This is a genomic window from Gracilimonas sp. (assembly GCF_040218225.1).
Lineage (GTDB): Bacteria > Bacteroidota > Rhodothermia > Balneolales > Balneolaceae > Gracilimonas.
In genome coordinates this window covers 262,370-281,983 of the sequence record NZ_JAVJQO010000008.1, presented here as the reverse complement: position 1 = coordinate 281,983, position 19,614 = coordinate 262,370, and the positions used below count along the sequence as shown (strand labels likewise).

General features: G+C 41.3%; 17 protein-coding genes. 9 read left to right on the top strand and 8 right to left on the bottom strand.

Annotated features, from left to right (window positions below; translation table 11 throughout):
* Positions 1-2: 2 nt before the first annotated feature.
* The 7 genes from rseP to tmk all read right to left on the bottom strand — a co-directional run bounded on the left by rseP (position 3) and on the right by tmk (position 6,428).
* Positions 3-1,343 carry an RIP metalloprotease RseP gene (gene rseP, locus RIB15_RS12520; protein WP_350202502.1) on the bottom strand — a complete coding sequence of 447 codons (1,341 nt, stop codon included), beginning with the start codon at positions 1,341-1,343 and terminating at the stop codon, positions 3-5.
* Positions 1,344-1,348: 5 nt separating this feature from the next.
* Positions 1,349-2,497, bottom strand: a complete 1,149-nt coding sequence (dxr, locus tag RIB15_RS12515) for a 1-deoxy-D-xylulose-5-phosphate reductoisomerase (RefSeq protein WP_350202501.1) — start codon at positions 2,495-2,497, stop codon at positions 1,349-1,351.
* 43 nt (positions 2,498-2,540) lie between these two features.
* Positions 2,541-3,440 (bottom strand): histone deacetylase family protein, encoded by a 900-nt coding sequence (locus RIB15_RS12510; RefSeq protein WP_350202500.1) that lies wholly within the window; start codon positions 3,438-3,440, stop codon positions 2,541-2,543.
* Positions 3,441-3,455: 15 nt separating this feature from the next.
* Positions 3,456-4,202, bottom strand: a complete 747-nt coding sequence (gene pgeF / locus RIB15_RS12505; RefSeq protein WP_350202499.1) for a peptidoglycan editing factor PgeF — start codon at positions 4,200-4,202, stop codon at positions 3,456-3,458.
* Positions 4,186-5,085: a shikimate dehydrogenase gene (gene aroE, locus RIB15_RS12500; RefSeq protein ID WP_350202498.1), complete on the bottom strand. Its 900-nt coding sequence runs from the start codon at positions 5,083-5,085 to the stop codon at positions 4,186-4,188. The genes pgeF and aroE overlap by 17 nt, the downstream gene beginning before the upstream one ends.
* 34 nt (positions 5,086-5,119) lie before the next feature.
* Complete coding sequence (locus RIB15_RS12495) at positions 5,120-5,596, bottom strand: SRPBCC family protein (protein ID WP_350202497.1); 477 nt, start codon at positions 5,594-5,596, stop codon at positions 5,120-5,122.
* A gap of 229 nt (positions 5,597-5,825) precedes the next feature.
* Entirely contained in the window at positions 5,826-6,428 is a 603-nt protein-coding gene (gene tmk / locus RIB15_RS12490) for a dTMP kinase (RefSeq protein WP_350202496.1), read from the bottom strand.
* A gap of 279 nt (positions 6,429-6,707) precedes the next feature.
* Between tmk and metG the strand changes: the two genes are divergently transcribed.
* The 9 genes from metG (at position 6,708) to RIB15_RS12445 (ending at position 18,404) form a co-directional block, all read left to right on the top strand.
* Complete coding sequence (gene metG / locus RIB15_RS12485) at positions 6,708-8,747, top strand: methionine--tRNA ligase (RefSeq protein WP_350202495.1); 2,040 nt, start codon at positions 6,708-6,710, stop codon at positions 8,745-8,747.
* 3 nt (positions 8,748-8,750) lie between these two features.
* A complete protein-coding gene (locus RIB15_RS12480) occupies positions 8,751-10,775 on the top strand; it encodes an alpha-amylase family glycosyl hydrolase (protein ID WP_350202494.1) in 2,025 nt (674 codons plus the stop codon).
* Between the two features lie 44 nt (positions 10,776-10,819).
* The gene (locus RIB15_RS12475) at positions 10,820-12,166 is read left to right on the top strand and encodes a sodium-dependent transporter (RefSeq protein WP_350202493.1); all 1,347 of its coding nucleotides are present in this window, start codon (positions 10,820-10,822) and stop codon (positions 12,164-12,166) included.
* 67 nt (positions 12,167-12,233) lie between these two features.
* Complete coding sequence (gene efp, locus RIB15_RS12470; protein ID WP_350202492.1) at positions 12,234-12,803, top strand: elongation factor P; 570 nt, start codon at positions 12,234-12,236, stop codon at positions 12,801-12,803.
* Positions 12,804-12,811: 8 nt separating this feature from the next.
* Entirely contained in the window at positions 12,812-13,297 is a 486-nt protein-coding gene (gene accB, locus RIB15_RS12465; protein ID WP_350202491.1) for an acetyl-CoA carboxylase biotin carboxyl carrier protein, read from the top strand.
* A 9-nt stretch (positions 13,298-13,306) separates the two neighbouring features.
* Positions 13,307-14,659: an acetyl-CoA carboxylase biotin carboxylase subunit gene (accC, locus tag RIB15_RS12460; RefSeq protein ID WP_350202490.1), complete on the top strand. Its 1,353-nt coding sequence runs from the start codon at positions 13,307-13,309 to the stop codon at positions 14,657-14,659.
* Positions 14,660-14,665: 6 nt separating this feature from the next.
* On the top strand, positions 14,666-15,046 hold the full coding sequence (gene gcvH, locus RIB15_RS12455) for a glycine cleavage system protein GcvH (RefSeq protein WP_350202489.1): 381 nt from the start codon (positions 14,666-14,668) through the stop codon (positions 15,044-15,046).
* 56 nt (positions 15,047-15,102) lie between these two features.
* Positions 15,103-16,653, top strand: a complete 1,551-nt coding sequence (gene guaA / locus RIB15_RS12450) for a glutamine-hydrolyzing GMP synthase (RefSeq protein ID WP_350202488.1) — start codon at positions 15,103-15,105, stop codon at positions 16,651-16,653.
* Positions 16,654-16,718: 65 nt separating this feature from the next.
* The gene (locus RIB15_RS12445; protein ID WP_350202487.1) at positions 16,719-18,404 is read left to right on the top strand and encodes an ABC transporter substrate-binding protein; all 1,686 of its coding nucleotides are present in this window, start codon (positions 16,719-16,721) and stop codon (positions 18,402-18,404) included.
* Between the two features lie 32 nt (positions 18,405-18,436).
* On the opposite strand, the gene mltG is transcribed toward RIB15_RS12445, so the two are convergent.
* Positions 18,437-19,522: an endolytic transglycosylase MltG gene (gene mltG / locus RIB15_RS12440; protein WP_350202486.1), complete on the bottom strand. Its 1,086-nt coding sequence runs from the start codon at positions 19,520-19,522 to the stop codon at positions 18,437-18,439.
* Between the last annotated feature and the right edge of the window lie 92 nt (positions 19,523-19,614).

The following is a 19,614-nucleotide window of genomic DNA, read 5'->3' as shown; positions in this document are numbered from 1 at the left end:
ATTTAAAGTCCGAAGTATCTGAATGCGTCGTTAAACATTACAAAAATGAATAAACCAATCATCAGGAAAAAACCTATTTGTTGCGCAATCATTCTCACTTTCTCAGACGGTTCACGACGTGTAATACCTTCGTAAAGTAAAAATACAAGGTGACCTCCATCAAGAGCTGGGATCGGTAAAATATTTAAAATAGCCAACGTAATACTGAGCAGCGCCGTTATATTCCAGAATCCAATCCAACCAGCCTGATCTGTAGCTTCACGGGTAATGCTTGCTATAGCTATCGGGCCGCCGAGGTTCTGAGTGACGGAAATATCGCCCGTAATCATTCTTGCAAAACCCTGAACAATACCCACTGTTTGCTCTATGGTTTGATTATATCCTTCGCCTATAGACTCCCAGAATCCATATTCGATGCGCATTAAGCCCAATGTTTGAATCTGAGGTGAAGCTATGCCAATAGTTTTAGTCTCCGGATCGGGTGTGATAGATGCATAGAAAAGCGAATCACCGCGTTGCACACCAAAGTTAACCGCTGAATCTGCATTTTGAATAATCTCTACCAGTTGAACCCAATACTTAACGGTATCTCCATTTGCTGACACAATGCGATCGCCTGCTTCCAAGCCGGCTTCAGCAGCGGGCCTTCCGGCTGGTACTGATGACACCTTACTTGGAAACGAATACGTTGGATCAAGAAAGCCACGGGTTTGCAGGCTATCCAAAAAGTTCGGAGTAACAGGAACAGAAACCTGTTGCCCATTTCGCATCACCATGTAGGTCAGGTTATCTGAAGTAAGCTCTGAAGCTGATACCAACTCATTGAAGTAAGTTACCCTTTGTCCGTTTACACCTACAATTTTATCGCCTGTTTCAAATCCTATTTCATATAAAATAGATGTTTCCGGAACGTAAATTCCTTCCGTTTCATCAATAGGAAGAACTGCTTTACCCTGGCTGTATGTCAATCCAAAATAGATAAAGAAAGCCAGAATCATATTGAAAATCACTCCGGCAGTAATCGTTATGATACGCTGCCAAACAGGCTTACTTCGATATTCCCATGGCTCTGGTTCTTTTTCAAGATGGTCAGTGTCCATGCTTTCATCGATCATCCCAGATATTTTTACATACCCTCCAAGTGGGGTTGCACCTATACAATAATCTGTATCTCCCTTCTGAAAGCCCCAAACCCGGGGTGGAAATCCAATGGAAAAGCGTTCAACCCTCATTCCAAAAAATTTTGCTGCTAAAAAGTGACCCAGTTCATGAATAAAAACCAGGATCATCAATGCTCCACCAAAAATCAGGAGCGTGTTTAATAAACTTAAAAACCAGTCCATGTAAATTATTTAATAATTGAATGCGCGAATTTCCGCGTCTCTTTATCTATTTCTTTTAACGTCTCTGTGTTCAAACTATCATTCAATTCAATGTTAGCCAAACTTTCTTTTACAATTTCAGGGATGTGAATATAACCAATTTCTTTGTTCAAAAATCGCTCTACGGCAACTTCATTAGCTGCGTTTAAAACTGCCGGAGCATATCCCCCTTTTGTGATACTATCCATAGCTAATTTTACGCAGGGAAATTTATCAAAATCAACGGGTTCAAAGGTAAGATTTTGAACCTCTTTCCAGTTCATTCTGGGTGTATCCAGCGGTAGCCTTTCGGGATAGCTCAGCGCATATATAATTGGAACTTTCATGTCTGGCAAACCTAACTGTGCCTTACTCGAACCATCTGTAAAAGTAATCATGGAATGAATAATACTTTGCGGATGGATAACCGGCTCAATTTTGTCTACGGGAATATCAAAAAGCCAATGAGCTTCGATAATTTCAAGCCCTTTATTCATCATGGTTGAAGAATCAATCGTGATCTTTGCTCCCATACTCCAGTTGGGGTGATCCAGAGCTTGCTCAACCGTTACTTTTTGCATCTGTTCCTTGGATAGCTCACGAAACGGCCCTCCGCTTGCTGTGATGATTATCTTTTCAATATCATCCATAGACTCGCCTACCAGACATTGCAACATAGCACTGTGTTCTGAATCAACCGGAATGAGTTCTGCATCTGATTTTTTAAGCTCAGCGATTATTAGCTCTCCCCCAACCACCAACGACTCTTTATTGGCAAGCGCTACTTTCTTACCTGAACGAATGGCCTCAAGGGTAGATTCAAAACCCGCAAATCCGACAAGACTATTTAAAACCGTATCCACTTCTTCTAAAGAAGCAATAGCGGGTAAATTTTCAGCTCCGGTAAGAACTTCTGCATCAGACACTGTCTTTTTAAAATCCTGATAATGATCCTCATCACTAATCAGGGTATACTTCGGCCTGAATTCTTTTACCTGTTCAGCAAGTAATTCCCAATTGGAATTGGCGGTAAGAGCAACAATCTCAAATTTATCGGGGTGCTGACGGACGATTTCAAGCGCCTGTGTCCCAATGGATCCTGTTGATCCCAGAATAGCCAGTTTTTGTTTGTTCAAAATACTTCTTGATTTAGTTCTGCTTCAAATTAAGCAATGATTTTTAAAAACCCATTTCTTTTGCTACTTCATACATTTGGGCATGTGCAATAACCGTATCATTAAGAGTTGGTGCATATCCTCCCGACAACAACAATACCATAGGCAAATTCCGTTGTGTTACGGACTCGATCACAATTCGCTCCCTTTCTCTGAGTCCCTTTAATGTGAGGGATAATCTGCCAAAATGATCGGCTTCCAATGGATCAATTCCACCTAAATAATAAACCAGGTCTGGTTTGAAATTAGTCAGGATAGAATCCAAGGCTGTAATCAAAGCTCTATGGTATCCTTTATCTTCCGTTTTGTCGGGCAAGCCAACATCAAGATCAGAAGGCGGTTTCTTAAAGGGATAGTTCTTTTCTCCATGAATGGAAAACGTGAATACATTAGGATCATCAGCAAATATAAAGGCGGTTCCATTTCCCTGATGTACGTCACAATCTATCACCATGACTTTATTTACCCACTTTGATTGTTGCAGTACTTTGATCGCAACGGCCACATCATTGAATACACAAAAACCTTCTCCCAAATCAGGCATAGCGTGATGAGTTCCACCGGCTAAATTCCCTGCAATTCCATCTTGCAGCGCCATCAAACCGGCATTTATCGTCCCCTGCACGGCCAGCCTTGATCTTATAGCCAGCGACTTACTCCATGGCAAACCCATCCTGCGTTCTTCTTTGCGGTCTAGCGTTCCTTCCCAGATGGCATTAGCATATCTTTGCGTATGAGCCATAATCAAATTGGAATGGTCAACCATAGAAGGTTCTACTATTTCGGAATCTTTCAGAACATTTCTTTCCAATAAATATTGGTGTAGCCCTCTGAACTTCTTCATCGGGAAGATGTGGTCATCTGGAATGTCTGCAACATAACCGGGACTGTAGCTAACTCTCAATGCGTAAAAACTTCTTTAGTTTAGTTTGATAATTCCCATCATCCGTCCGCTTTTATCTTTTTGACGTCGGTATGAATAGAAATTTTCATCAGCAATGGTACATGAATCATTAACTTCTATGTGATTGCTCTCAATACCCTCATTCAATAATTGATATCTGATGAAAGCTTTCAAATCAACATGTGGTTTGGCATAATTCGTTCTGTCTACAAACTGTTCCGGAAATTCAACTGCTACTTCCTCTCCTACTTCAAAATTGTGAAGAGATATGCATGGACTTACAAATACTTTAATATGCCTCGCATCAGCTCCAAGCTTTTCCATTCTTTGGATTGTTTTTGGGACTATGTCAGCCACTGCTCCACGCCATCCGGCATGAGCTGCTCCTATAACTTTATTTTTAGCATCTCCCATTAGCACAGCTGCACAATCAGCCACCTGAATAGCCAAAGTTAAGCCTGAGTTTTTGGTTACAAACCCATCAGTACCTTCGTAGATACCACCTTGTGTTACTTCCTCAATTTCCGTTTGGTGAACCTGCACCCCATATACAATACGCTCCTGATCTGTTCCAATTTCTTGTAAAAGCCGCTGTCTGTTTGATAAGACTATTGAAGCTTTCTCTGAGGTATTAAGCCCCAGATTCAGGCCCGGTATATCCAATCCGGGATGAACCGCTTCCTGATTTCGAAGCGTAAACCAGCTGGAAATTACTTCGCCATTCAGCAATTCAGGTTTTATAAAATTAATGCGGGAAGACATCATCCAATTTCATTTTTATGAGTCCGGTTGGAAATTCCTGTCCGGTCCACATCTTAAAAGATTTCGCCCCCTGATAGATCAACATATCCAGCCCTTCTATTGGAATGCCATCAGCTTTCTTGGCTTGTTTCAAAAACTTGGTTTCGCGGGGATTATATACGGCATCATAGCAGATTTTACCAGATAAGACTTCAACTTCATGATCTTTGACTGGTGAAGCATCTGTATTAGGTACCATCCCTAACGGAGTGGCATTAATAATAATAGCCGCTTCCTCGGCATAAGCTGTCCAGTTCTCATAATTGCACATGATGATATCAGAGTGTTCGTCATATTGCCCCGGGCGGCGGGAAACCATTACAATCTCTTCAATTCCCATTTCACGAAGTGCATAACAAATAGCCTTGGTCGCTCCCCCTGTTCCAAAAATTACTGCTCTTTCTCCGGCCAGGTCATCTTCATAGTCCTCGATGGGAACGCGGAATCCATATTCATCGGTATTCTCACCTACAATTTTACCGTCTCTTTTTACAATGGTGTTAATAGCCCCGATTTGTGCAGCTTCCACACCCAGTGTGTCCATAGCATCAAAAAGTGTTTCTTTATAAGGGATGGTAATATTTGCTCCCAGAAACTCGAGGCGATTGAAATGAGCAATCAAGGTAGAAATCTCACTATTACGAACTGCGACCGCATGATATTCAGCTTTAAGCCCGTGATGATCTAAAGCGGCATTATGCATTAATGGAGACACACTGTGGCTTATCGGGCTTCCAATTAATAAATAATGAGGTTTTTGGCTTGACTCTGATTTTAAAAACTCACTGAAATCCATACGTCCTTGAATAATGACAAAAAAAATGCGCATCGTTGAGATGCGCATCAAGTAATGTAAATAATATAAAGATTGAAATACCTTATGCGGTAACTTCTTCTTCGGTCTCTTCGGTTGGCTCGATTGGAGTTTCTTTGAAGGTTCCGCCTTCAGCTAATTTCTTGAATGTCTCAAGATCTTTTTTAAGCTGAGCAGGTGAATCTTCAATGAAAGAAGCCAATTCTTCTTCAGGATCACCGAAGAAAGTTCGGTAGTCCAGAGAAAATTCAACGCGTGTGCGTTCGCCATTATCAAGCGGAGTAAAACGAATAGTTCCGGTTTGATTCAGATTACCATTGATAGTAATCCAGGCAAAACGAGTGTTACGAAGATTATCGATAAGATTAGTTGTCCACTGATACTCTTCTCCTCCAATGTCAGTCTTGTACTCGAAAGTTTGAGAGTTAACTCTCTCTACTTTATCGATGCGATCCAAGAACTTAGGAAATTCAACTGGATTAGAAAGGAGCTCGTATACTTTGGCAAGAGGTAGATCAATTTCGATTCTTTCGTGCGCCATAATTTATTACTTGGTAGTTATGATCGTTAGAATTGTATTCTTTTGATGAACTGGTTGTCATGGAAACAGGCAGGACTCATCCAGATTGCTTTAAATTTACGGATAAAAAGATTAAGCCTCAATGATCATCGCAGATAAATAATCGGATAACCGTAAAGTTTCTTAAAAAAGACATATTACTCCTCCCTTGTTACATCAAAAATGTGTTTAAAAAATAACAGAGGGTAAATCACAGCGAAGATTTCAGTTCTGAAAAAATATCTTCGTGAATGGCATCTTTGTCCTGACCGGCATTAATCGTCTTAAAACGCGATTCTGTTTTTGCTAAATACTCAAATCCTTCAAAAACTCGTTTGAAAAAGGAATCTCCTGAGAGTTCCATACGGTCTTTTTCAAAGCTTTTTGTGCGCTCAGCGGCTTCTTCAAGGCTCAGCCTCAGGTAAAAAGTAAAATCCGGTACCAGATTGTGCGTGGCAGCTACATTAATTTGGTGAATCTGCTCGATGGGCATGCTCTTGCGCCCGAACCCCTGGTATGCTGTGGTGGAGTCATAAAACCGATCCAGAATAACAATCACATCTTCTTTAAGTAAAGGCTGAACCTTTTCTGCCACCAGTTGCGATCGCGCTGATGAAAACAGCAAAAGCTCGGTCACCGGATCAATATCCAGCTCGGGGTTAAGCAGCATTCCGCGAATCATTTCAGATACATCGGTTCCTCCGGGCTCCCGAAATACCTTCACTTTATGCCCCAGTTCGATAAGCCTTTCTTTTAACAGGGAAATCTGTGTGGACTTCCCGCTTCCGTCTATTCCTTCAAATGTTATAAGCATGCAGTGAAGTTAAGGAGAAATGAGTAACAGAAAAATTTATTAAAACCTGTCATTGCGAGGAGCACAAAATGCTGAATACAAGATTGTGACTTATGTCGACGAAGCAATCTCTTGATAGCAATATCCCAAGTAGGTTATGGAGATCACCGTGTCGGAAGCTCTTAGGAATCAAATATAAGCAATGATACTCCTCGCGATGACAGGTTATTTTTTCAATCCACCTTAAACATTAAACCAACCATTTCTTATCTTCGGTAAAAAGACGGATAAAACGCATTCATGCCCAATAAAAAACGAATTCTTGTTACTTCGGCGCTGCCTTACGCTAACGGCCCCATTCATCTTGGTCACCTTGCCGGAGCCTACCTCACCCCCGACTTCTACTGCCGCTATAAACGCCGTACAGATGCCGATGTAGCTTTCATCTGCGGTTCTGACGAACATGGCGTTCCAATAACTATTGCCGCGGAGAAAGAAGGAGTTTCTCCTCAGGATATTGTAGATCGTTATCATGAAATGAATAAGAAAGTGTTTGAGGATTTTGGAATCACTTTCGACTACTATGGCCGAACCAGTTCAAAGGTTCATCACGAGACATCGCAGGAGTTTTTTACCACGCTATACGAAAAGGGCTTCTTTAAAAAGAAAACCGAGGAGCAGCTATATGACTCTAAAGCGGACATGTTTCTTCCCGACCGTTATGTAAAAGGAACCTGTCCAAATTGTGGTTTTGAAGAAGCGTATGGAGATCAGTGCGAAAACTGCGGAACCTCCCTTTCCCCTACCGAATTAAAAAATCCGGTGAGTGCTTTAACCGGTGAGAAACCAGAACTCAAGAAAACAGAGCACTGGTATATGCCGCTGGGTGATGTTCAGCCAAAACTCGAAAAATGGATTGACAGCCGGGAAAACTGGAAGCCTAATGTGATGGGTCAGGTTAAGAGCTGGCTGAATGATGGACTTGCCGACCGTGCCGCTACCCGTGACCTCAGTTGGGGCGTTCCTGTTCCACTCGATGAAGCCAAGGGTAAAGTATTGTATGTATGGTTTGATGCGCCTATCGGATATGTATCAGCTACCAAAGAATGGGCTCAGGAACAAGGGAAACCAGAACTCTGGAAAGATTTCTGGCAAGATGAAAATACCGAGCTTTATCACTTCATTGGGAAAGATAATATTGTCTTTCATTGCATCATGTTCCCGGTCGTTCTGATGGAACATGGTGATTATGTACTGCCTAAAAATGTGCCAGCCAATGAATTTTTAAATCTGGAGGGCCGGAAACTATCCACATCCCGCGGATGGGCTGTATGGTTACATGAATACCTGGATGTTGAAGAGTTCAGCCCTGATTTACTTCGTTACGCATTGGGAACTACCCTTCCGGAATCCAAAGACTCTGATTTTTCCTGGAAAGATTTTCAGGGACGCATCAATAATGAACTCGCAGATGTGCTTGGCAATTTCACAAACCGCTCGCTTTCTTTTACTGCCAATTATGCTGATGGTAAAGTTCCGGAACTGATTGAGCCCTCAGATTTAGACAAAGAGACTCTTAAGGCTATTGAAGATCAAAAGGGGAAAGTCACACAGGCTTACGAAAACTTCCGATTCAAGGAGGCTATTAGTGAGACCATGAATCTCGCACGAATTGGAAATCGCTATTTCACGGAAACTGAGCCGTGGAAAACAAGAAAATCTGAGCCCCGAAAATGTGGAAATACATTATATGTAAGTCTGCAGATAAGCGCTGCTCTCTCCTGCTTATTTGATCCGGTTCTTCCCGCAAAAATGAAGCAATTAAGAGCACAGTTCGGTATTAGTGATGATTTCAGTTGGGATGACATCACATCAAATATGCTGGATAAAGGAACCCCAGTGAAGCAGGGAGACATTTTATTTGATAAAATTGAGGACGAGCTCATCGAAGAACAAATTCAAAAACTACACGACAAAGCAAAAGCCGCAGACCCAAAACCGGATGTCCCTGAATTAAAAGATGACATTGAATTCGGTGATTTTATGAAACTGGATTTACGGGCAGGAAAAATTCTAACTGCTGAAAAAATTGAAAAATCAGACAAGCTCATTAAGTTCACGGTCGATATCGGGCTGGAGAAACGCCAAATTGTATCCGGCATCGCCAAGCACTTTAACGCAGAGCATCTACCCGGGCAAAAAGTAAGTGTCGTGGCTAATCTCGCTCCCAAAAAACTAATGGGAGTTGAAAGTCAGGGTATGATTCTAATGGCAGAAGACTCAGAGGGCAACCTCAAGTTTGTTGAAACCGAAGCCGAGCCCGGAAGTCCTATTACATAGTTAATGCCGGAAGAAACTCAACATATCTGTACGATCGAAAAGCTTGACCAATTTCCGCTTGGGTGTTCTACTAGCGGAAAACAAACAGTTTTTCGGCTTTTTGCTCCTAAAGCTAATTCTGTTAGCCTGATTATCTATGAAGAGTATGAGCACGATTCCGGCCTCGAATTGCCGTTAGATAAAAATGACGAGGGTATTTGGGAAACCATCATCCAGGATAATTTTACCGATAAATGGTACGCTTATAAAATAGATGGTCCGGAAGATGATCCTTTTTTCACTTCTACTAACCATGCCATTGCTGATCCCCGTAGCCGGCATGTAACATCTAAAAATCATCATCTTCAATTTCCTAAAACCAAGATCATATCGGAAGAACCCTTCGACTGGCAAGACGATGATTTTGTAACTCCGGAAGACCCAAGAGATTTAGTGATTTATGAGACACATATTAAAGATATGGTAGCTCATTCATCAGCAAAAACCTTTGTGCAAGGTATTTATAATGACTTTCGTGAGGCTGAAGTTGGTGGAATCAGCCACCTGAAAAGGCTTGGAGTAAATGCCGTTGAATTTCTTCCCCTTCAAAAATTTGGGTATTTCGAACCCCCATTCGGGGAAAAAACAGCTGAAGGCGTAAAAAATACCTGGAATCCTTATGCCAGAAATTATTGGGGATATATGACCTCCTTTTTCTTTGCACCAGAAACCATTTATGCCTCGGATGCTACACTCGAAGTCGGAAAAGTTGTTGGACGGGATACAAGTGCACAGCTCGAGCTTAAGTCGCTGGTTAAAGCGCTACACAAAGAGAATATCTCAGTTATAATGGATGTAGTTTACAATCATGCCTCCCATTATGATTTGAACCCGCTCAAATACACAGCTAAAGATCATTATTTCCGCCTGGATGAGAAAGGTAATTATCTAAATGACAGCTGGACTGGAAATGACATAAATACTGCTTCGAAATATTCCAGAGAGTTAATAGTAGAATCGATAAAACACTGGATGACTGAATACCATATCGATGGATTTCGGTTTGATTTAGCGGGCATTATAGACTGGGAAACAATCGATTTAATCCGCGAGGAAGCACGGAAGATCAATCCCAATGTTATCCTTATTGCAGAACCCTGGGGCGGTGATTATAAACCCTCCGGTTTTTCCGACCATGACTGGGCTTCCTGGAATGATAAAATCAGAAATGGGCTCAAGGGATACCATCCGGTTGAAAACAAAGGCTTCATCTTCGGTGAAACAGATCCCAATCTCTCCCGTTTTGGCATCGAAAATTTAATTCGCGGCACCCTTGAGCCTGGAGAACATGGTCTTTTCAATCATTCAGGTCACTCTGTTAACTACCTGGAAAGTCATGACGGATACACTTTGGGAGATCATATCCGGATTGCCCTTGACCCTGAAAAACAGACTCAGGTATTTGAGGATAGAAAAGAAATTACTTCCCTCTCAAAAAAAGAATTAAAAACAGCTAAACTAGCTGCATTGTCGTTGTTCGTCTCTCAGGGCATAACTATGATGCATGCCGGGCAGGAATGGGCTCGCTCAAAAGTGATTCAGGATCCGTCTGGAAAAGATTCTAAAAAAGGCCAACTCGATCGGGATAGTTACAATAAAGATGACGAAACGAATTGGCTGAATTTTAATGAAATTGACATCAATAAAAATTTATTTAATTACTATAAAGGATTGATTCAGTTACGGTTAAACACCCCTGCTTTAAGAAAAGCAAAACCTAATGAAATCAACTTTAAAGTATATAAAGATCCGCTTCATGTAACTTTTTCAATTGATGGAAAAAGTTCAGGTGATATGTATGATTACTTTGTATCATTGAACGCGAGCTACAAACACGCTCACGAAATTATACTTCCCGAAGGGTATTGGGAAGTTGTTGTTAATTCTGAAAAAGCTGGTTCTTCCACCTTAAAAAGTGTTGAAAAATCGATGTTGGTACCCGCAATTTCAGGAGTTGTATTAAGAAAGTTGCGTGTGAGTAATGCTTAAAATATTTTACGTTTTCATTTAAATAATCCTAAGGAGGAACACACTTGGCTGGAACAACCACAACCGACCGCGGTTCATGGAATTCAAAACTTGGTTTTATACTCGCAGCTGCCGGTTCAGCGGTAGGACTTGGCAACATTTGGGCATTCCCAACTAAAGTAGCCACCGAAGGAGGCGCCGCATATCTTCTCATTTACCTGCTATGTACGTTTGCAATCGGTTTTCCGGTGATGGTAGCAGAAATATCTATTGGTAGAAAATCCGGAAAAAATCCTGTTGGTGCTTTCAAAGCCATTAGTTCGAACAAGTTTTATCCCCTTGTAGGGTTATGGGGTGTTATTTGTGGAGTGATGATTCTCTCCTTTTATACCGTAGTTGCTGGTTGGGCTTTTGGTTTTGCCTTCGAAGAGATCTTCTATTTCTTTGGATGGTCCGGAGCTGCAGATTGGCTTACCGATACCAACAATGGATTTAAAAATGCGATTATTGCCACTGTATTCATGTTGGGGACTATTAAGATTATTACAGCTGGTGTAAGTGACGGCATTGAGCGGGCCACCAAAGCGATGATGCCACTTCTGATAGGTATTATTCTGATCATGATTGTTTATGTACTTCTGCAACCTGGTAGTTCAGAAGGCGTTAGTGTATATTTACTCCCTGACTTCAGTAAGATTAATGCTGGATTAATATTTTCAGCAATGGGTCAGGCTTTCTTCTCACTCTCATTGGGAATGGGTGCACTCATTACCTACGGTTCGTACCTGAACAAAAAAGAAAATATTCCACAAGCCGCTGCTTTTGTAACATTAGCTGATGTAGGAATTGCATTTCTTGCTGGTTTACTTATTGTTCCGGCCATGTATCTTGCACAAAGTCAGGGTATCAACATCAATGCGGGTGGTTCTCTGGCGTCCAGTACAGATCTAGTTTTTCAGATTCTTCCTGCCTTGTTCCACACAATTGGCGGCGCAGTAGGTATGATTTTAGGGGTGACCTTTTTCTTGCTACTTAGTATTGCCGCTTTAACATCTACGATATCACTGCTGGAAGTTCCGGTTTCTTTTGTTATTGATGAATTTGAAGTACAACGAAAAAAAGCCGCCTGGACTGTTGGGTCAGGTATTTTAGCGATATCCGTAACTGTTGCTTTCTTCCCCGCCTTAATTGGTTGGTTTGATTATTTATTTAGCACCATCGGTTTACCACTTGGAGGATTTTTAATCTGTCTGTTTGTGGGTTACGTCTGGAAAACTGATCAGGCGCTAAACGAAATGGAATACGGATTTGCTGGAATTAAACAGACCCTCTTCTCTAAAGTGTGGCCTATTTTCATCAAATATATTTGCCCAGCAGCCATTCTTTATAATTTGATCTCTAATTTCATCTAAACTCATTTGTTATCCAAGCAGGCAGGTGGTATTTTTGGTCGAAATTTATCGGAGGAAAACCTAAAGAATGTCAAAAGTATCAACATCAGACTTCAGAAACGGAATGGTTCTGGATCTGGACGGAGAACTCTACTCCATTACTGAGTTTCAACACGTTAAGCCAGGAAAAGGCCCGGCTTTCGTTCGCACGAAACTAAAGGGAATTGTTAATGAAAAGAATATTGATAAAACCTGGCGATCAGGTGAAAACGCTGAGGCCGTAAGGGTTGAAACCCGGGAATATCAGTATCTTTATAATGACGGAGAACTCTACTACTTGATGCATACCGATACCTATGAACAAATTCCCGTGAATGCCTCCCAGGTAGAAAGAAAAGGGTTTTTGATAGACGGTCAGAATTGTGTAGTTGTTGTAAACGCTGATGAAGAGTCTGTTTTGTATGTAGAACCAAAAGATCATATTGAAGCCACCATTGAACAAACAGACCCAGGCCTTCGTGGCGATACCGCACAAGGTGGCAGTAAACCAGCTACTTTAGAATCTGGAGCTACGGTTCAAGTTCCACTTTTCATCAACGAAGGTGAAAAAATTCGCGTTGATACCCGAACCGGAGAATATATAGAACGAGCTAAATAAGATTTATCATGGATTTAAAACTGATCAAAAACATTTTAGACATGATCGCTGAGAGTGATGTTAACGAAGTATCACTCGAGGAAGGCGATTTCAAAATTAAAGTTAAAAAACAAGGTGAGGTCCAGCAGGTAAGCTATACGCAACCAGCTCAAGCCGTTCCTCAGGCGCCAGCACAACCTGCTGCTCCTGCACAACAACAGGCACCTGCTCCGGCTTCTCAAGGCGAATCCGGAGATTCAGCAGACAAAGCTGACGGTGATACAGTAACCTCTCCTATCGTGGGAACTTTCTATGAGTCTCCATCACCTGATTCAGATCCTTTTGTGAAGGTAGGCGATAAAGTTTCTAAAGGCGATACGCTTTGTATAGTGGAAGCCATGAAAATCATGAATGAAATTGAAGCTGAATTCGGCGGCACCGTTAAACAAATTCTTGTAAACGACGCACAACCCGTTGAATACGAACAACCACTTTTCATTATCAAAAAAGACTAAACGGCTTTCATGTTCAATAAAATTCTGATTGCAAATCGAGGAGAAATCGCACTGCGAATAATTCGCACTTGTCAGGAAATGGGCATCAAGACGGTAGCTGTTTATTCTACTGCCGATGCTGATAGCCTGCATGTAAAATTTGCTGATGAAGCCGTATGTATAGGCCCTCCGGCTGGAAAAGAAAGTTATCTAAAGATACCTAGTATTTTAGCTGCGGCAGAAATAACCAACGCTGAAGCTATCCATCCTGGTTATGGATTTTTAGCTGAGAACGCTGAATTCTCTCGTATATGCGGTGAACACGACATTAAATTCATTGGCCCTTCCCCGGAAGCTATCAATAAGATGGGTGATAAGTCCGTAGCCAAAGCTACAATGATTGCCAATAATGTTCCTGTTGTACCCGGTAGTGACGGTGAAGTGGACAGCTACGAAGAGGCAAAAAAAGTTTGCAAAGAAATCGGCTTCCCTGTAATTATTAAGGCTTCTGCCGGAGGTGGTGGTCGTGGTATGCGTATGGTGATGGAAGCATCTGAGCTCGAAAAAAATTATAAGATGTGCCGAAATGAAGCTGAAACGGCTTTCAATAACCCGGCTGTTTACATCGAACGCTTCGTTACAAATCCTCATCATGTTGAAATACAGGTTCTCTCCGATCAACATGGAAATCATACCCATTTAGGTGAGCGGGATTGCTCTCTGCAGCGTCGCCACCAAAAGGTACTGGAAGAGTCTCCATCTCCCCTTATGACGGAAGAGCTTCGGGAAAGAATGGGTAATGCAGCAACTAATGCGGCTAAAGCGGTTAACTATGAAGGAGCTGGTACCGTTGAGTTCCTCGTAGACGATGATCATAATTTCTATTTCATGGAAATGAATACCCGTATTCAGGTTGAGCACCCTGTTACCGAAGAAGTTACAGGTATAGATCTGATTGAGGAGCAAATCAAAGTAGCCGCCGGAGAAAAACTTAAGCCTTTTGAGCTAAAGTTTAATAATCATGCTATTGAATGCCGTATTAACGCTGAAGATCCTGCTCATAATTTCCGCCCTTCTGCGGGTGAAATTACTGTTTTCCATCCTCCTGGTGGACATGGGGTCCGCTTAGATACTCACGCATATTCCGGATATCGTATTCCTCCCCATTATGATTCAATGATTGCCAAGCTGATTGTGAGCGCCCCCACCAGACCAGATGCCATCAAAAAAATGAAGCGTGCGCTTAAAGAATTCATTATTGAAGGAATTAAAACAACCATTCCTTTCCATATCCAGTTAATGGATGATGAAAATTTCATCAAAGGGAAATTCGATACCAAGTATTTAGAACGAGAATTTAAATATACACCCAAAGAAGACTAAACTACGATGAGCATACCTGCTGAATTGAAATATACCCGCGAGCATGAGTGGATTAAAGACAATGGAGACGGAACCGCTACGATTGGCATCACTGATTTTGCTCAGGGTGAATTAGGTGATATTGTTTTTGTAGAATTGGAACCAGAAGGCTCTGAATTTTCAAAAGACGATACTTTTGGTACGGTTGAAGCTGTTAAAACCGTGTCTGACCTTTATGCTCCCATTGATGGTGAAATAGTTGAACTCAACGAAAAGCTTGAAGACGAGCCTGAACTTGTAAACGAAGATCCTTACGGCGATGGGTGGATGGTAAAAATTAAGATTGCTGACAACTCTCAGCTGGATGATTTACTTTCAGCAGAAGAATATGAAGAAGTCATAGCCTGACTTTTATCTCTATCAAGGTTTTATTTATTTCACTCACTAATATTATCTAAAATTTCATGCACAGCCGACATTCGGAATGGATTCTAATCCTTGATTACGGTTCTCAATTCACTCAGTTAATAGCACGTCGGCTGCGAGAGCTTCACATCTACTGCGAAATTCACCCCTACAACGTAAATCTGGAAGATGTCTCAACTCCAACCCCGGGCGGTATCATTCTTTCCGGTGGTCCAAAAAGCGTCAATGATGAAGACGCTCCGGACCTTCAAACAAAAATCCTTGACTGGGATATACCGATTTTAGGTGTTTGTTATGGACTGCAGCTTCTTGCTCATAATGAAATCCCGGGAAGTGTAGAAAAAGCCGAAAAGCGAGAGTATGGGCGTGCAAATCTTTTGATTGATAATGATGAAGACTTGCTCAAAGATATAAAAGAAGAAAGTGTGGTTTGGATGAGTCACGGCGACCACATCCATGAGCTCCCTTCTTCCTATGAAATTATAGGACATACTGCTAATGCAAAAGTAGCCGCGGTACGCCATACAGAAAACCATGTTTATGGAGTTCAGTTTCATCCCGAGGTTGCACATACCGAATTTGGAAAACAACTTCTCGAAAACTTTGCGTTCACGATTTGTGGACTTAAAGGCGACTGGACTTCCAAATCATTTATTGACGAACAGATTAAGTCTATTCGTGAGAAAGTTGGAGACGACAAGGTTTTATGTGCCCTTTCAGGTGGAGTAGATTCAACAGTTGTAGCTACTCTGATACACAAAGCAATTGGTGATCAGCTTGAATGTGTATTTGTTGATAACGGGCTTCTAAGAAAGCATGAATTTGAATCGGTTTTAGACCTTTACACTAAAGACTTGCATCTTCCAGTAAGAGGAGTCGATGCTTCCGGGCTATTTCTTGACCGCTTATCTGGTGTTTCTGATCCGGAAGAAAAACGAAAGATTATCGGTAATGCATTTATTGACGTTTTTGAGGATGAAATTGGTGATGATGCCGATTTTAAATATTTAGCTCAGGGTACTCTTTATCCTGATGTAATTGAGAGTGTGTCATTCAAAGGTCCGTCAGCTACTATAAAATCACATCACAACGTCGGTGGTCTTCCGGAAAAAATGAAGCTCGATTTGATTGAACCTGTACGGGAGCTGTTCAAGGATGAAGTTCGTGAAGTTGGAAAAGCATTAGGCATTCCTGATCACTTTATAGGTCGCCATCCTTTCCCGGGTCCGGGACTTGGCATCCGGGTTTTAGGAGAATTATCGAAAGAGCGACTCAATTTGTTGAGAGAAGCAGACTATATTTTTATCGAAGAGCTCAAAAAACAGAACCTGTACAACGAAGTTTGGCAGGCTCTGGCCGTTCTTCTCCCGGTTCAAAGTGTGGGTGTTATGGGTGACGAACGTACATATGAATTTACTATCGCCCTCAGAGCTGTAACCAGTTTGGACGGGATGACTGCCGACTGGGCGCACCTTCCCTATGAGTTTTTAGCTCATGTTTCAAATCGAATTATAAATGAAATCAAGGGCATCAATCGTGTGGTTTATGATATCAGTTCCAAACCACCAGCCACAATTGAGTGGGAATAATTTAGTCAGAACTTTTTAGCTTCAGCTTAGTTATAAATCAGGTAACCAATTTATTCAAGATCTTGATGAAACGACTTCTATTTTCTTTAGCACTTATTTTTGTTTTCACTGCCTCTGCAATAGCTCAATCTTTTCAAACCGGAATTGAGTTTTATGAGGAAGGAAACTACGAACGCGCTCTGCGGATTTTTGAACAATCAGAAAATCCAAGTGCCCAGTTATTTGCTGGAAAAAGCCATTATGCCTTAAATAACTTTATTAAGGCCAAGGAATATTTAAACCGCGTTGACAGTACTTCTTCTGAAATTTATTCCGAAGCAAAGTACACTTCATCCCTTGCTGATTTCCAACTCAAAAACTTTGCTGCTTCTCTTGATGCCCTCCATGAACTAAAAGAGAATTCACGTGAGCCGTCTATTTCCAGAGCAGCATTTTCTTTTTATCGGGATGTGGTTAATTATTTAACCCTGGAACAGCGTTTCAACACATTTAAAGCAACAAAATATGATGCTGTTAGGCTAGATCTTGTTAAGGCAGGTATTGGTAAGTTAGACCTGGATTCTGCCCGAGCCCTGTTTAAAGCATATAAGACAACGACGGTTTCGGACACTTCCAACTATGCTTCCATAGAAACACTGCTGAGTGATTCAGCAGCGTACATGCAACGGTATAATCCAAATAGATATACAAAAGCACCATCCGGATTAGCATACAATATTGGAGTAGCACTCCCACAATTCGATATTGAATCACCTCAGTTTGAAATTCCTCAACACTTATATTTTGGAATTCAACTTGCCGTTGAAAAATTCAATAGTGAAAATACAGATCTTAAGGCTTTTCTAACTTATAAGAATACAGATGCCGATGCTGCTAATGCACCATCCATTGCCAATGAATTGGTTTGGAATCATGACGCTGACATAATTATTGGCCCCTTGTTCTCTGAAGTTGCTGTAGCAATGTCAAAGTATGCCGAATTATATGAAGTGCCGATGCTAACCCCTCTTGCAAATTCTGACAGCCTTAACCTTGATCTTACATACACTTTCCAATTAAATCCCACCTTTGCCATACAGGGACAAAGAATGGCACAGTTTGCTATTCAAAACCTTGGATATGACACTCTTGCTGTAATAGCTGAACGCGGATCTCTGGGTGAACCTTCTGCTGTAGCTTTTCTTGATGAAGCTAGAAAATTAGGGGGTGAAGTTGTAAGATACTATGTCGAAGATCTTGAATCTGAAGGCTACGATATCAGTAAATATGCAAGAAACTTCGATCCTGAAGTAGATACCGTGTTCAACTATAATATAGACGCGGTATACGCTCCTTTTACCGGCAATATTGCAGAAACCCTGATTAGTTCATTGCTTACCAATCTTGAAGCTATAGGAACTGATATGACGGTTCTTGGATCAGAGGAATGGGAAATGGCTGATATCGATTCCCGTAATCTTCCCGACACCGAAATCTATTTCACCAAAACCTTTGAACAGAATCCGGGTAATACTGATATCGAAGATTTTGAAAGTGAATTTCGTCTTCGTTTTGATACCGATCCCAACCGTTTTGCACTTATAGGCTACGATGCAGCTAATGTAGCTCTAAGAACTCTGAAGAGAGTACAAAATCCGGGATATCTTAAGGAAGGCCTCAAAAAATTTAATAACTATCGCGGCTTGATCATGGATGTGAGTTTTGAAAACACGCACATCAATCAGGAAGTAAAAATCAAACAAATCCGGTAAAAAGTCTGCTCTATCAGCTAGAAGAAAGTAGTTTAGCGGGTTTCTTGCTCATTAGCTTGCTCCTCCGCTTCACGCTGTCTTTTGATTCGATACTGCTCTCTTAACCAACGTCTCCACTTCTCACTTTCTGCCTGGTGTTCACTAAAAGTTCTGGTAAAAATATGTCCGCCTTCAGGATTAGCAACCATATATAAATAGTCGTGTTCTTCTGGATATAAAGTCGCCTCTATTGTTGAGAGACTTGGATTTGTTATCGGTCCTGGTGGCAATCCATTGTTCATATAAGTATTGTATGGATGGTCGACCTGATAGTCTTCAAATAAAAGCCTGCGGCGTTCTCCCAACGCAAAGTTAACGGTAGGATCTGCCTGCAAGCGCATCCCCCTGTTCAATCTATTCCAGTACAATCCGCTAATGATCGGCTTCTCTTCCTGATTTTTTGCTTCCCATTCTACAATGGAGGCCAGGGTAATGACTTCATTCAAAGTTAAATCGAGTTCTTCTGCCTGTTCCCTGAAGTCTGCTGTCATTGAATTGTCAAATTCTCTCAGAATTTTGCTGAGAAACTCTCGGGGTGAACTGGTCCAGTAGATCAAATAAGTTTCGGGAAGCATACGGCCAAAAAGTTCTTCCTTGGTAAGATTTTTTTCAGCTAAATAGGAACTATCCGTCAATACTTGTACAAAAGAATCTGAATCAAAATGTAAATTTTCAGCAACTGTAAAGGCTAATCTTTCCGGGGTAATGCCAGGCAGGATAACTACCGAAACCGGATCCTGAATACCTCTCGCCATTTTGGATAAAAAACCGTTATATGAATATTCTCCTTCAAACACATATCGACCGCGCTGCATTTTCCTCCATCCAAGTATACGAGCTGCCCACTCCATTTCAGCTTTATCATATGCTATTCCCCTATCGTCCAAATGGACCTGCATCTCTTCTAGTCCTGTATCTTCATTAAGAATGACTTCTATTTGTTCCTCAAACAAAACAGAAGTACCTGAGGTAAGTCGAGTGAGCCGGGAGCTCAACACCACTACTACTATAAGTGTAAAAACCAGCAGCGCTGAAATTAGCTCTGGCTTGGTTAAAGCAATTTGTCTTTGAAGATTCATAGCATAAAGATACAAATAGAAATTTAAAAGAGAATATTCGAACTACATTAATCTGATATCAATAATTTATGAATCTCCTGAAACATTCCTTT

Bases quoted from the DNA above. Each gene is read 5' to 3' on its own strand.
- rseP (WP_350202502.1), bottom strand. From the start codon at position 1,343: ATGGACTGGTTTTTAAGTTTATTAAACACGCTCCTGATTTTTGGTGGA.
- pgeF (WP_350202499.1), bottom strand. From the start codon at position 4,202: ATGTCTTCCCGCATTAATTTTATAAAACCTGAATTGCTGAATGGCGAA.
- aroE (WP_350202498.1), bottom strand. From the start codon at position 5,085: ATGCGCATCTCAACGATGCGCATTTTTTTTGTCATTATTCAAGGACGT.
- RIB15_RS12495 (WP_350202497.1), bottom strand. From the start codon at position 5,596: ATGGCGCACGAAAGAATCGAAATTGATCTACCTCTTGCCAAAGTATAC.
- tmk (WP_350202496.1), bottom strand. From the start codon at position 6,428: ATGCTTATAACATTTGAAGGAATAGACGGAAGCGGGAAGTCCACACAG.
- metG (WP_350202495.1), top strand. From the start codon at position 6,708: ATGCCCAATAAAAAACGAATTCTTGTTACTTCGGCGCTGCCTTACGCT.
- RIB15_RS12480 (WP_350202494.1), top strand. From the start codon at position 8,751: ATGCCGGAAGAAACTCAACATATCTGTACGATCGAAAAGCTTGACCAA.
- efp (WP_350202492.1), top strand. From the start codon at position 12,234: ATGTCAAAAGTATCAACATCAGACTTCAGAAACGGAATGGTTCTGGAT.
- accB (WP_350202491.1), top strand. From the start codon at position 12,812: ATGGATTTAAAACTGATCAAAAACATTTTAGACATGATCGCTGAGAGT.
- accC (WP_350202490.1), top strand. From the start codon at position 13,307: ATGTTCAATAAAATTCTGATTGCAAATCGAGGAGAAATCGCACTGCGA.
- gcvH (WP_350202489.1), top strand. From the start codon at position 14,666: ATGAGCATACCTGCTGAATTGAAATATACCCGCGAGCATGAGTGGATT.
- guaA (WP_350202488.1), top strand. From the start codon at position 15,103: ATGCACAGCCGACATTCGGAATGGATTCTAATCCTTGATTACGGTTCT.
- RIB15_RS12445 (WP_350202487.1), top strand. From the start codon at position 16,719: ATGAAACGACTTCTATTTTCTTTAGCACTTATTTTTGTTTTCACTGCC.
- mltG (WP_350202486.1), bottom strand. From the start codon at position 19,522: ATGAATCTTCAAAGACAAATTGCTTTAACCAAGCCAGAGCTAATTTCA.